13 protein-coding genes are annotated in these 12,262 nt (G+C 56.1%); 4 read left to right on the top strand and 9 right to left on the bottom strand.

From position 1 onward, the window contains the following. Positions 1–43 precede the first annotated feature (43 nt). A complete protein-coding gene (locus tag HQN78_RS15065; protein ID WP_107800818.1) occupies positions 44–1,048 on the bottom strand; it encodes a TRAP transporter substrate-binding protein in 1,005 nt (334 codons plus the stop codon). Between the two features lie 210 nt (positions 1,049–1,258). Between HQN78_RS15065 and HQN78_RS15060 the strand changes: the two genes are divergently transcribed. Beyond that, the gene (locus HQN78_RS15060; protein WP_233246740.1) at positions 1,259–3,544 is read left to right on the top strand and encodes a PAS domain S-box protein; all 2,286 of its coding nucleotides are present in this window, start codon (positions 1,259–1,261) and stop codon (positions 3,542–3,544) included. Between the two features lie 181 nt (positions 3,545–3,725). Further along, the gene (locus HQN78_RS15055; protein WP_081548533.1) at positions 3,726–4,232 is read left to right on the top strand and encodes a DUF1993 family protein; all 507 of its coding nucleotides are present in this window, start codon (positions 3,726–3,728) and stop codon (positions 4,230–4,232) included. Here the strand turns inward: HQN78_RS15055 and HQN78_RS15050 are convergent. The 5 genes from HQN78_RS15050 to HQN78_RS15030 form a co-directional block, all read right to left on the bottom strand. After that, on the bottom strand, positions 4,214–4,804 hold the full coding sequence (locus HQN78_RS15050) for a nucleotidyltransferase family protein (RefSeq protein ID WP_235084690.1): 591 nt from the start codon (positions 4,802–4,804) through the stop codon (positions 4,214–4,216). The genes HQN78_RS15055 and HQN78_RS15050 overlap by 19 nt on opposite strands. Then, a complete protein-coding gene (gene nadB / locus HQN78_RS15045; RefSeq protein ID WP_235084688.1) occupies positions 4,794–6,392 on the bottom strand; it encodes an L-aspartate oxidase in 1,599 nt (532 codons plus the stop codon). Before nadB ends, HQN78_RS15050 begins: the two co-directional genes overlap by 11 nt. Before the next feature lie 84 nt (positions 6,393–6,476). Next, positions 6,477–6,779, bottom strand: a complete 303-nt coding sequence (locus HQN78_RS15040) for a hypothetical protein (RefSeq protein WP_235084686.1) — start codon at positions 6,777–6,779, stop codon at positions 6,477–6,479. A gap of 190 nt (positions 6,780–6,969) precedes the next feature. Further along, on the bottom strand, positions 6,970–7,401 hold the full coding sequence (locus tag HQN78_RS15035) for a hypothetical protein (RefSeq protein WP_235084682.1): 432 nt from the start codon (positions 7,399–7,401) through the stop codon (positions 6,970–6,972). 185 nt (positions 7,402–7,586) lie between these two features. Next, positions 7,587–8,042: an SUKH-3 domain-containing protein gene (locus tag HQN78_RS15030; RefSeq protein WP_235084678.1), complete on the bottom strand. Its 456-nt coding sequence runs from the start codon at positions 8,040–8,042 to the stop codon at positions 7,587–7,589. Positions 8,043–8,703: 661 nt separating this feature from the next. Between HQN78_RS15030 and HQN78_RS15025 the strand changes: the two genes are divergently transcribed. After that, a complete protein-coding gene (locus HQN78_RS15025; RefSeq protein WP_235084675.1) occupies positions 8,704–9,027 on the top strand; it encodes a DUF1484 family protein in 324 nt (107 codons plus the stop codon). Between the two features lie 527 nt (positions 9,028–9,554). On the opposite strand, the gene HQN78_RS15020 is transcribed toward HQN78_RS15025, so the two are convergent. The 3 genes from HQN78_RS15020 to HQN78_RS15010 form a co-directional block, all read right to left on the bottom strand. Continuing rightward, positions 9,555–10,088, bottom strand: a complete 534-nt coding sequence (locus tag HQN78_RS15020; protein ID WP_235084673.1) for an SMI1/KNR4 family protein — start codon at positions 10,086–10,088, stop codon at positions 9,555–9,557. Next, positions 10,085–10,666 (bottom strand): hypothetical protein, encoded by a 582-nt coding sequence (locus tag HQN78_RS15015; protein WP_235084671.1) that lies wholly within the window; start codon positions 10,664–10,666, stop codon positions 10,085–10,087. Before HQN78_RS15015 ends, HQN78_RS15020 begins: the two co-directional genes overlap by 4 nt. A gap of 596 nt (positions 10,667–11,262) precedes the next feature. Next, entirely contained in the window at positions 11,263–11,685 is a 423-nt protein-coding gene (locus HQN78_RS15010) for an NTF2 fold immunity protein (RefSeq protein ID WP_235084669.1), read from the bottom strand. Positions 11,686–11,873: 188 nt separating this feature from the next. Here HQN78_RS15010 and HQN78_RS25580 point away from each other — a divergent pair, with 188 nt between their 5' ends. Beyond that, entirely contained in the window at positions 11,874–12,002 is a 129-nt protein-coding gene (locus tag HQN78_RS25580) for a hypothetical protein (RefSeq protein ID WP_255701156.1), read from the top strand. The last annotated feature ends 260 nt before the right edge of the window (positions 12,003–12,262 follow it).

Here is a 12,262-nt window from a genome sequence, read left to right as displayed (position 1 = left end):
AACAAGAGCATGCTTGAGGGCATGCTCTTGAACCGGGCTGGCTTTATTTGGCCGGATTGAAACCGGTTTCTTTATAGATCTGGTTTAGCAGATCCTGGCCAATGCGGCCGGCCATCTTGGCGTGGACCGGCGCCAACGCCTTCTTGAAGGCGCTGCGTTCCTGCGGAGTGGGGGTGTAGATCTGGGTTTTGCCGGAAGCCTTGATGCCGGCCAGCGCGCGTTCGTTTTCCTTCTTCGCGATATCGTTGGCGTAGGTGGACGCATCGCGGATCGCGCTGTCCAGCTGGGCGCGCACGTCGGCCGGCAGGCCGTCCCAGAACTTCTTGTTGACGATGACGGCGTAGCCGAGGAAGCCGTGCTGGGTCAGCGTCAGCTGTTTTTGCACCTCATAGGCCTTGCTGGTGTACAGATTGGACGCTTCCAGCTCGGTGCCATCCACCACGCCGGTCTGCAGCGCCTGATACACCTCGGAGAAAGCCATCACTTGCGGCAGCGCGCCCAGGGTGCGCATTTCCTCTTCCAGCACCTTGGACGACTGGATGCGGATCTTCAGGCCCTTGAGGTCGGCCGGCGTGCGGATGGGCTTGTTGGCGGAGAAATTCTTGAAGCCGTTGTCCCAATAGGCCAGGCCCTTGATGCCCTTGCCCTCCAGCTTGCCCAGCAACTGCTTGCCGATGGGGCCGTGCATCACCTTGTTGACCTGGTCGTAATTGTCGAACAGATAGGGCAGATCGAAGACCTCGAACTCCTTGACCCCCAGCGGGCCGAACTTGGCCAGGCTGGGCGCCAGCATCTGAACCGCGCCCAGCTGCAGCGCCTCCAGTTCTTCCTTGTCCTTGTACAACTGGCTGTTGGGATACACTTGCACCTTGACCTTGCCCTTGGTGCGTTCCTCAGCCAGTTTCTTGAAATATTCGGCGGCTTTGCCCTTGGGGGTGTCCGGAGACACCACATGGCTGAATTTGATGAGGATCTCGCCGGCGGCATTGGCAACGCCGGACAAAGCGAACGCGGCGCAGAGGGCCACGGCGGCAGTCTTCAGTTTCATTCTCTATCTCCATCGTACTTGTATAGTGTTGTATGGAATCCACCAATCCCTTGGCATTTTATGGCCGGCAAAAGCGATTTGGCCGGCGCCGTGGGCGGTTTTTCCTTATGCGCTGTCCTTGTGGACAGTCTGCTTGTTCCGTGTAAAGTAGGATTTCCTATTTCTTTCAACTATTAGGGACTTCCGCATTAGGGCTTTCCCTAGAATGCCATGCAGATAAAAAATTTATTGTCGCGCCGTTCCCCCGGCATGCTCTGGCTCAGCGCCGGCGCGCTGTTGCTGGCCCTGCTGTTGGCGCTGGGCAGCCTGTTCTACCTGGTTTACCGGGACTGGCGCGACGAGCAGCAAGACAATCTGATCCAGGAAGTGCTGTGGCTGGAGCAGTCCTTGCGCATGTATCTGGAAGGGCAGCAGGAATGGGCTGAAAATCTGGGCCGGGAAATCGAGGACGGCAATATCGACAGCCAGCGCTTTGCCCGGCAAGCCGCGTTTTACCTGCGGGGCAACCCGGAACTGCTGAGCATCGAGCAGGTGGACGTGGACGGCAGGGTGGTGCGCGACCAGCACGGCACCCGCCGCGACGGCAGCGTGCTGACCGGAGAAACCTTCGACGCGCTGTGGCGCGCCAACCGCCTGCTGCGGCCCAGTTACGGCGAACCCTATCAGGGCGGCGATGGCAAATACCGCTTCGATCTGGCCGTGCCCATCGTCCACGACGGCAAACCCCTGGGCGGGCTGAGGCTGGCCTACCAGATGGACCTGCTGTTGTTCAACCAGGTGCCGTGGTGGATCGCCTCCAAGAACTACATCAGCATCCAGGATTTGAGCGGCAAAATCCTGGCCAGCAAGTTCGATCCGGCGGAGCGTCCCGGCACCCTCTCGCATCAGACCAGCTTCGACCCGCCCGGCTACGGCCTCTATCTGCACGCGACCAGCTACCGCGCCGGCCTGGGGCTGACCCTGCCGGTGCTGTCCGGCCTGATCGCGCTGCTGGTCAGCGCGCTCTTGTACGCCGCCTGGCGCATCCGCCGCCACGTGCGCGAACGCGCGCACGCGGAACAGGCGCTGGCCAAGGAAGTGTCCTTGCGCCAGGCGATAGAAGACTGTATGAAAAGCGGCCTGGTGGCTTTGGAGGACGAAGGGCGCATCGTGCGCGTCAACCGCGCCTTCTGCGACATGCTGGGCTTCGGCGCGGACGAACTGGTGGGTCAGGCGCCGCCGCATCCGTTCTGGCCGGAGGACGACCACGCTGCCATGACCGCGGCGATCGCCGCGGTGCGCGACAACCGCCAGCCGGAAGAGGGCTTCGAACTGCGCTTTGCGCGCAAGGACGGAGAATTCATCGAAGTGCGGCTCTACGCCACCCCGCTGGTGGAAGCCGACGGCAGCCAGCGCGGCTGGATCGCCTCCCTGTTCGACATCACCGAGCGCAAGCGGCAGCGGCTGGCGCTCAACGCCTCCCATCAGCGCTTCCTCACCGTGCTCAACGGCCTGGTGGCCGGCGTCTGCGTGATGGAAGAAAGCGGCGGCCTGTTGCTGTACGCCAATCCGGCGTTTGCCCGGCTATGGCTGACGGTGGAGCCGGACGGCCCCTGCTGCGTGCTGCTGCCCGGCCTGCAGGAACAGCCGGAACAAGATGAGTACGGCCTGGAATTCACCACCGACGGCGGCGGCAGCTGGTTCCAGATGCACCGCCGCCGCATCGACTGGGTGAACGGCGAATCCGCCTGGCTGGCCATCCTGGCCGACGTCAGCGAAGACAAGGCGCGCGAAGGGCGGGAACTGGCGCAGCAGGAACGGCTGCAAAACACCTCGCGCCTGATCGCCATGGGCGAAATGGCCTCCACGCTGGCGCATGAACTGAACCAGCCGCTGACCGCCATCAACACCTACGCCGCCGGCGTCAGCCGCCGGCTGCCGGCGGAACTGGAACTGCCGGCCGGCGTGCGCGAAGCGATTCAGGAAATCGCCGGACAGGCCAAGCGCGCCGCCCAGATCGTCAGCAGCATCCGCGCCTTCGTCAAAAAGCACGAGCCCCAATTGCAGCGCGTGGAACCGGGGCCGGTGGTGCTGCGCGCCGTCGGCCTGGCGGAAGGCCTGGCGGTCAAAGCCGGGGTCAAGCTGCAGGTGGAACAAGACCCGGCAGGCTGCCTGCTGGACATGGACCCGGTGCTGATCGAGCAAGTGCTGCTCAATCTGATGAAAAACGCCATTGAAGCGATGCAGGAAGCGCAGACCAAGCGGCCGCGGGTCAAAGTGCGCACCTCCATCGGCACCGCCTTCTGGCGGGTGGAAGTGGTGGACAACGGCCCCGGCCTGTCCGAGGCGATGAAGAGCAATCTGTTCACCCCGTTCTACTCCACCAAGCCGGAAGGCATGGGCATCGGCCTGAACATCTGCCGCTCCATCGTTGAATTCCACCGCGGCGAATTCGGCGCCAACAGCACCGTAGCCGGCGGCTGCGCGTTCTGGTTCACCCTGCCGCTGGCCAAGTGAGGGTCCTGCCTCCGCGCGGGGCAGAGAGGGCAGGCGGCGGGCGGGGGCGGTGAAGGCGGTCCGTTTTGAATAAGCCGCTGCCGGGTTCGCGTCTGTTTCCCGGCGGCGGATTGGCTTATGCTGTGGCGGCGCGCTGGAATGTCCGCCGCGCCCGCCTTCCCGCATCCGACAGGAGCCCGCCATGTCCGTTTCCATGTACCAAGCCTCCGTCCCGGCGCTGATCCGGGGCCTGAACAATCTGTCCGCCATCCTGGACAAGGCCGCCGCCGACGCCGCCGCGCGCAACATCGCGCCGGACGTGCTGCTGAACGCCCGGCTGGCGCCGGACATGTTCGCGCTGACGCGCCAGGTGCAGATCGCCAGCGACAGCGCCAAAGGCTGCGCCGCGCGGCTGGCGGGCGTCGACGTGCCCAGCTACGCCGACGACGAAGCCAGCTTTGCCGATTTGCAACAGCGCATCGCCAAGACCGTGGCGTTTTTGCAGGGTTTTAACGCTGCGCAGATCGACGGCAGCGAGACGCGGGAAGTGGTGCTGAAAGTGCGCGGTGACGAGATCCGCTTCAGCGGACAGAACTATCTGCTGGGCTTTGTGCTGCCCAACTTCTACTTCCACCTCACCGCCGCCTACGCCATCCTGCGCCACAACGGCGTGGCGCTGGGCAAGATGGATTACTTGGGCGGCGTGTAGTCCCGGGCGGGGAGCCGCCGCAGCGCTGGCCAGCGCTGCAAAAACTGCTTGTCCATCAGCCTGCGCTCAAACACGGCGGCGTTGCCATGCCTGGGATTATGGCGCAACACGCCGTTCATCAAATCGTCCAGACCGCAGGGAGCCAGAATCCGCACGCGGTCCTCCTCATCCAGCCAGGCCGCCACGGAAGTGGCGGTTTCCGGCCAACTAGCCACCCCGTCCGCCAGGCTTTGTAATGGCGGCAAGGGGCGGCCCGGCTCCTGTTCGCGCCAGAGGTGCACCGCCGCTTGATTGCAGACTTCCCAGTTCAAGCTTGGCAGCGCAGTGCGCAATTGGGCTTCCAACTGATGCTCGCGCTCTGGGCTTAAGTCCGCGGGATCGAAGTAAACCAGATCTATGTCCGGGATAGGTGTGGGCCGTGCATGGCTGCACAGCCGGTCCCAAACCAGGCTGCGGATGGCTCCGGCGCCGATGGCCCAGGAGGACAGGCCCAAGGCGCGCCCAGCGCCAAGCGCCTCCATCAGCCACGGCTGCCCGCGCAGCAAAGCTACTAACTGTCGCTCATGCTCCATCGGCCTGCGCCGGCGCCTCCGGCGTCAGGATGGTCTCCTGCGCCAGCTCCAGCTTCTCCGGATAGTCGCGGCTGTAGTGCAGGCCGCGGCTCTCCTTGCGCAGCAGCGCCGAACGCACGATCAATTCCGAAGTCTGTACCAGATTGCGCAGCTCGATCAGATCGTTGCTGACGTGGAAATGGCGGTAATACTCGTTGATTTCCTCGGACAGCAGGCGGATGCGGTTTTGCGCCCGCATCAGCCGCTTATTGGTGCGCACAATGCCCACATAGTCCCACATCGCCCGGCGCAGCTCGTCCCAGTTGTGGGAAATCACCACCTCCTCGTCCGGGTCCGTCACCTGGCTGTCGTCCCAGTCCGGGATCTTGGGCAGCTTGATCTCCGGCGCGGCCAGGATGTCCGCCGCCGCCGCCTTGCCTATCACCAGACACTCCAGCAAGGAATTGCTGGCCAGCCGGTTGGCCCCGTGCAGGCCGGTGCAGGCCACTTCGCCCACCGCGTACAGCGCGTCCACATCGGTGTGGCCGGTCAGGTCCGTAACCAGGCCGCCGCAGGTGAAATGCACCGCCGGCACCACCGGGATGGGCTGTTGGGTGATGTCTATGCCCAGCTCCAGGCAATGGGCGTAGATATTGGGGAAATGCTCGCGGATGAAATGGGCGGGCTTGTAGGAAATGTCCAGGTAGACGCAATCCAGGCCGTGCTTCTTCATCTCAAAGTCGATGGCGCGCGCCACCACGTCGCGCGGCGCCAGCTCGGCGCGCGGATCGTGCTCCGGCATAAAGCGGGTGCCGTCCGGCAGCTTCAGGATGCCCCCCTCGCCGCGCACCGCCTCGGTGATCAGGAAGGACTTGCTGTGCGGGTGATACAGGCAAGTGGGGTGGAACTGCATGAATTCCATATTCCCCACCCGGCAGCCGGCGCGCCAGCCCATGGCGATGCCGTCGCCGGTGGCGGTGTCCGGGTTGGTGGTGTACAGGTAAACCTTGCCGGCGCCGCCGGAGGCCAGAATGGTGTGCTTGGCGGCGATGGTCACCACCTGATCCGCCAGCTTGTCCAGCGCGTACACCCCATAGGCGCGGTTGCCGGGCAGGCCCAGCTTGCGCGAGGTGATCAGATCGATGGCGATATGCTCTTCCAGCTCCGTGATATTGGGGTGGGCCTTGATCTTCTGCCCCAGCGTGCTGGTCACCGCCGCGCCGGTGGCGTCCGCGGCGTGAATGATGCGGCGGTGGCTGTGGCCGCCCTCGCGGGTCAGGTGATAACCGGTGCGGTGGGTTTCATCCTTGGTGAAGGGCACGCCCAGCGCAATCAGCCAATCAATGGCTTCCTTGGAATGCTCGACAATGAAGCGCGTGGTCTCCTCATTGCACAGCCCTGCGCCGGCAATCAGCGTATCGCGGATGTGTTCCTCCACCGAATCCTCGGTGTCCAGCACCGCGGCGATGCCGCCCTGAGCGTAAGTGGAACTGCCTTCCAGCAAATCGCGCTTGGTAATCAGACCCACCTTGCGGCTTTCCGCCAGGTGCAAGGCCAAGGTCATCCCGGCCAGACCGCTGCCGATGATCAGAACATCAAACTTAAGCATGATGAAATCCTGCAGGACGCAGAGTCGAAATGGATAGGCAGCGTAGCAGACTTCATGCTGGTGTGACAGATGGGGGAGGGGCACTCATGACGACGGGGGCTGCGCTTGCTCATAGGCCCGCAGCAAGTCTTTAATCCGGTAATCCAGTGCGCTCATATTGTGCTCGTCGTAGACGAGTTGCGGCTCCACGATCTCCCTCAGTTCCGCAATCAGCGTGGGCAGGCGCTGTTGCAGATCCAATTGCTGAAACGTTTGGCAGGTGGTGGCCCAGGCCTCGGCCGGGCTCAAATCCTCGCAGGCTATCCGCACGCCCAAGCGATGGAACACGGTGTCGATCAGGCTCAGGGTGCAGATTGCCTGTTGTAGGGCTGCTTGTGGCGGGGTCATGGTCTTGGCTCCGATATTGCGGCAGGCACACCGCGTGCGTTTGCAAAATGGTATCTATGTCGCGCCCCTGAGTGTGGTGGCGGCTGTTGCCAGGGGGAGGGGCTCGGCGTAAATGATGGGGCGGCAAGAGGCAGAGCCTTAATTCATGATGTTCTCTGCTGGAGGGGGGCCTTGAAGCCGACATTATTTCCTACGGTATTTCTTCGGTGCCGGGGTGATAGAACAGATACAAGCCATCCTCGCGATCTTGCAAATCCAGCGTGGCCCCCTCTGTATCGAAAAACACTGTCAGGTCCTGGGTGTCGTTGGCGGACCAAACGCTTTTGACGAAGCTCTGGACATCGCTGATATCGGCTTGAATGCAGTAGGGCTGTTCAAAGGGGAGGGTGACTGTTGAAGCATGGCGGGCAAAGATTAAGGTCAGCGCCTGTAGTGTCTCAGACTCATCTGCCGCCGCCAGCTTTTGTTGCGGCTCGGCATCGAGATGGCAGTGTTGCCTCAGGAATGCCCGGTTCTTGGCGTAGTCATCAGCCTGGATTGGCATCACCGCGCCGCTGAACAGGCCGCTTAGCCGCTTTAGCGCAAGCCTGGCGCGGTGTTCGATTAATTTATTGTTCAGCATGGGTACACGCTATCACTGCCTTGGTCATCGAGTTCAAAGCGGTACACCTGTAGTTGGCACAACTTTGCAGTACGGTGGCCGGATAGAACCGGGTGATTTTGACGAACCATCGCTGATGAACTCCCTCCGTGTGTCGAAGGATTGATGCTGTGGAGAGCAGTTTTCATCGTTATCTGTCTAATTGTTTAACTTTGAAGAATAAGGAAGTCCCGTTTGAAAATGATATTTCCCAGCGCCGATATGATATCGGTTCCGATTTCGCAGAAGAAGTCATCGTAGCCGGCGTACATAGCACCATCTTCTGCGATCAGATAGCTGAGATGTCTGGAGTAGCCTTGCCCCACTGGCAGCAGTTTTTTTCCAATTAAAGGTTGATAGACCTCAAGAGCCCATAGACGATCAAAGCCCTGGGTGGCCAGAACTGAGTCGAAATACGACTCATCTTCTGCCTTACCGTCCCAAGAACGGTGTTTTAAGGTGATGCCGTTAAAGCTCTGGATGAAATGCACTCCGGCTTGGAAGACGCTGTAGCCGTCCTGTTCCCAAGCCAGAATCGCATGTTGGGGCGCAATATTTCTGCTCGGCTGCCAGCCATACTCGGCCAATTTGGCCGTGGTCGCGGTAGGGAAGGTGTAGTGCATAAGATGCTCTTTTAACATTGTGGCGCAGATTGCGCGGGCGTCAGCTTGCGCTTAGCCATATAAATACTCGAAGCGATTCAAGCGGTCCTTGATGCTGAGAAAACGCGTGGTTAATTTCGTGAGCTTAGCTCCCGGTGGGTCTTGTCCATTTTCAGTCCCCGTGCGCCTTGCTCATCGGTCGCTGAGTGATAGTAGTACAGTGTCGAGAGCTTGCGCAGTGGTGCTTGGTCTGGGCCGTAGGGGGCCAGCACTTTAATGTCGCGTGTGGCTTCGCTGCTTGGGACTGGAGGTGAAGCCGTCTGGTTCGAATAAGTTATGCATTGGCTGTTTGCCTTAGGCTTTGAAGGCTTACTTGTTGCCGTCGCCAGGGATTCGCTGCGGAACGGTCCCTGCCCCTTGTCTCCCAGCCCCAAGCACGTGATAATCCGGCCGTGCTGTGCATCAGCACCGGAATTAGCGTTCCGAGGCAAGAAGGCGGACAGCCGCACATGCGGCATCTCATGTCCGGACACACCATAGATGCGCCTACTCTCAGGCGGGTCATGGTGGGAGCGTGCTTGCACGCGCCGGATCCTTCTTGCCGGTAACGCTAATCCTGCCATGTCCCCGCCGCCTCCGCTTAGCGTCGGAGGGCGGGCATAAAGCTCAAGAAGGAGTTGCCATGACTAGCGCCACTCAAACCCTCCACAGCCCATCGCTGTCAACTTTGCTGTCCCAGCTGAAAAGCTTGCGTCGGCAAAATCCCTTACTACACCCGATTGACCCGCTGTTGCCGCAGCTTGACGAATACGACGAGCGCTTCCATCACAGCGTCCAACTGATCTGTCTGGAACTCGGCCAGGTCAGCCATGCCTTGAGCGCGCTTGTTGCCATGCTGGACCAACCCAACTTGGACACGCTGGAGTGCGAGCAGCTGTATTGCCTGCTGGAGCCCTTCGCCCGCCGCTTGCAGCAGACTACGGTGCAAATGCAGGCACTGGCTTAATCCTTCCAAATGCTCAAAGCCCCGGATGGGGCTTTGGGTTTATTACGGCTTGGGTTTGGTTCGGTTTTTGTGCATCAGGCGGCCGCAGGACGAGTCTGCCTTTTGCGCCAGCGGATTGATGTCGCCGCTACGATTCTCTGTGCCTGACTCCAGGCCTCGTAGTCCATTTCTAGCTTCGCGTCCTTGCGTGTCGGGCAATGCCCGTGGAGGGCTAGGTGGTTGGTGTGGTGGTGGTAGTACTCTGCTATCAGTTCGGAGGGGGCCGATGGTGACTTCAGGCCGGAGTTGTAGGGGCGGTACTGGTTCCAGCTTTGCGCTAGGACGTCGCGCACGGCTGTGGTGTGGACTTGGGCCGGTAGCACGAAGCTATCCGGTTCAAACAGATGGCCCGTCGGTCTGTCACGGACTTTGATGGCTCGCAGGTCACCGTTCAAGTTGTGGTGAGTTGTTTGTTTGGTTAAGTATTGGTGACTCTGGGAATGAAGCTGGGTTTATTCACTTCATCAAAATTTAAACATTATTATAAGCTACTGAAACATACGATCCAAATCCGTAAAGCTTGTGGCTACCTTTGCCATATTGCCAAAAAAAGGCTCCGCCGAGCAGTCGGCTTCATCGTTGTGATCCCAATAATAGACTTCCCCTTTATTGTCCCCGGTGCAACTTAAAAGAAGCAAGCTTCCACTTGAGTCATGAGCAATAGGAATATATCCAAGAGGGATACGACCTTTATGCATCGTTATTGCATAATCAAGGGTGCAAGAAGCTAATGGGGTAGAATGCGCATAAAAGTACTGTATGGAGATGCTTTTTGTTTTTATTTTTATGGAGCTCGGTTCTGGCTTGCCTCCATTGTATTTTGACAAAAACTCTAAATAATCTTGGGCTGGTGAAATGTCAAGTTTTCCAAAAAAATCTATCAAAGTGGTCGCCGATGGCCTTTCTTTAAAGCTATAAGCTTGGAGCATCTGCTGCTTTTTTCGCTTGTCGAGCTTTACTCCATTTTTGATCAGAAAATTCAGCTCCTCTAAACTAATGCCAAGGGGTAGATATTGTGTCATTTTATCTCCTGTATTTGGTGTTGAGTGTCAGGTGGATCATATGGTTCTACTTGCTTCATTAAAGAAAATTCTTGAAATTTAATATTTAACTTATGGGTTTGGCAGATTGTTTTGAATGATTCTGTTGTGAAAAAAATCTGTGGGTTGTTGATGTCTCTTATGATGAGGTCGTCTTGAGTGATTTTGGCATCTTTTTGGATTTGAATTTTATAATCGTCAACGCACTCAAAAACTGCTTTCCTGTTTAGTATTATTCCGGCATGGGCATCAATTGTATGTGCACCTATTTTTATTCTGCAAGGGTGTATTTCCATTTGGGGGCTTATGACTTCGCCAATACTGTTAATGGCATGATCTGAAAAAATTGGAAATGCCATTGTGGGCTCAAAGTAGTCGTAATTCTTTATGGTTTCTGGGGTGAAAAAAGACTGGGTCGTAACATTTAACGGATGAGCATTTTTAAAATTATTACTTTCTATTCCAAGCATAAAATAATCTAAAATGACTCCGTTGGGGTCTTTCAGGTCTAGCAGAGCGTTTTCGCATTTCCCTGTGGTATACACACTATATATTTTCATCGCTTTGCTTTCGTGTTTTGACCTTTGGAGGGATGGAAGGTGATGCGCAAGTTAGTTTTCCTGAATTTAGATCCACTCTTAATTTTAATTGTTCCCCAGGTGCTTACTGTGTGGCCTTGACTGTGCCACACTTTCGGCTGTTGTGATCAACAGAGTCATACTTGCTGAAAGTTATATGTTAGTAAAATTTTTACTACATCTGATTGATTGGCCGTTGCTAAAAATCAATACTTGTTTCAATACATGCCCAATCTGATTAGGGTTATGCCAACTCAGTAACTATTTGACCTTGTTGGTGGTGCTGTTGAAATGATTCAGGCTAAACCCATTAGGGTGCGAGTGGGGGTGTTGTTTGCAGCAGTCTTTCTTTAGTTTTTCATAGTTTAATGTAATGTAAGTACAGTAATTAACTTAAGCTATTCTAAATGACTAAAGCCCCGAACGGGGCTTTGGGTTTTCTGTAGTTTGAGCTTTATTTGTTGCACAAACTTGCAGTGGAGTAATTTTTTGTGTCGGCCGATTTTTCTAAATAGGACGAGTCCTATATAGGACTGCAAAATTTGTTGTTTATCTTTGGATGCTAATGCTTCATGAGGTTATATGGAATTTTTCTTCTTCCAATTTTGACCGTCAATGCTTTGGTATGCCTGGTCAATCTTGTAAGTGTCTTCTTTTTGTAAAATAATATGCTTTGAATAGCTGTTTTGTTTTTTTCTATTTTTGGAAATGACTTCGAACTTTAAGGGGGAGCTCTCAGTGCAGGAGATGGTTTCCTGATCGTAGAGGCGAGGTCTTCCAACTCCTAATGTTTCTAGCTTTTCCTGTCCAATTTTACAGAAGGCAGACTCAGTTAAAAATGGCCGCAGAATAAGCTCTAGCTTGGATCTGGATTCTTGGTCGGTTTTTTTAATGAACTCATTGTCTGTTTCAAACTCTGGCTTTCTCTTTTCTGCATAATACCAGTCTTCCCAGTTAAGCATCTGTTCCAGAAAATTGGCGGTGAATTCAGAAGGAGTCAATTTTTGTCTCGCAGCAGTCTGGGTTTTTGAAGCTAATAGATTGGGCTATACCATTTGCGTGTCATTGCTATAAGGTCTCAAGGAGGACAATTTTCTCCAATCTTGGTGTTAAAGTTAAGGTTGAAAACCAACTGGGTCCCATGAAATAAACTATTAAATCTCTGAGTCAGAGTAGTGGCGGTGGTTGCATGGTGGTCGATTTCCACCGCCTGCGCGCCTTGTTTGTCGGTCGGCACCGACAAAGTGTCTCGGTGGCCAATTTTTTACCTTGGTATTGGCTGCTGGCTGATCTGACTTTAATTGCCAGCCAGTTTTGATTTGAATGATTCGCAAATTTGGTGGTTTTGTATTTGAAATTAACTGGATAATGCCATATAACTTTCGACGCATTTGTAGCACATTGGTTTTAATGTTTCCAGTATCTGATTTAATGTGCTTTCGTCTGTTATTTCAACTTGAGAGGATGAAAAAGTTGTTCCATGTATCATTTCTCCCTCAGTAACAACAAGAGGGAACTCGATTTCTTCAAAAAGAATACTTGAATATATTATTTTTTCGAGTGTTTTTTTTGTTATGG

Origin of the sequence: Chromobacterium sp. Beijing, from assembly GCF_021496765.1 — a bacterium.
In the GTDB taxonomy this organism is placed as follows: Bacteria; Pseudomonadota; Gammaproteobacteria; order Burkholderiales; family Chromobacteriaceae; genus Chromobacterium.
The sequence above is the reverse complement of the archived record's forward strand: the minus strand, read 5'-3'. Positions and strand labels throughout refer to the sequence as shown.

Bases quoted from the DNA above. Each gene is read 5' to 3' on its own strand.
- HQN78_RS15030 (WP_235084678.1), bottom strand. From the start codon at position 8,042: ATGCACTACACCTTCCCTACCGCGACCACGGCCAAATTGGCCGAGTAT.
- HQN78_RS25580 (WP_255701156.1), top strand. From the start codon at position 11,874: ATGGTGGTCGATTTCCACCGCCTGCGCGCCTTGTTTGTCGGTCGGCAC.
- HQN78_RS15055 (WP_081548533.1), top strand. From the start codon at position 3,726: ATGTCCGTTTCCATGTACCAAGCCTCCGTCCCGGCGCTGATCCGGGGC.
- HQN78_RS15040 (WP_235084686.1), bottom strand. From the start codon at position 6,779: ATGACCCCGCCACAAGCAGCCCTACAACAGGCAATCTGCACCCTGAGC.
- HQN78_RS15035 (WP_235084682.1), bottom strand. From the start codon at position 7,401: ATGCTGAACAATAAATTAATCGAACACCGCGCCAGGCTTGCGCTAAAG.
- HQN78_RS15050 (WP_235084690.1), bottom strand. From the start codon at position 4,804: ATGGAGCATGAGCGACAGTTAGTAGCTTTGCTGCGCGGGCAGCCGTGG.
- HQN78_RS15065 (WP_107800818.1), bottom strand. From the start codon at position 1,048: ATGAAACTGAAGACTGCCGCCGTGGCCCTCTGCGCCGCGTTCGCTTTG.
- nadB (WP_235084688.1), bottom strand. From the start codon at position 6,392: ATGCTTAAGTTTGATGTTCTGATCATCGGCAGCGGTCTGGCCGGGATG.
- HQN78_RS15025 (WP_235084675.1), top strand. From the start codon at position 8,704: ATGACTAGCGCCACTCAAACCCTCCACAGCCCATCGCTGTCAACTTTG.
- HQN78_RS15060 (WP_233246740.1), top strand. From the start codon at position 1,259: ATGCAGATAAAAAATTTATTGTCGCGCCGTTCCCCCGGCATGCTCTGG.
- HQN78_RS15015 (WP_235084671.1), bottom strand. From the start codon at position 10,666: ATGAAAATATATAGTGTGTATACCACAGGGAAATGCGAAAACGCTCTG.
- HQN78_RS15020 (WP_235084673.1), bottom strand. From the start codon at position 10,088: ATGACACAATATCTACCCCTTGGCATTAGTTTAGAGGAGCTGAATTTT.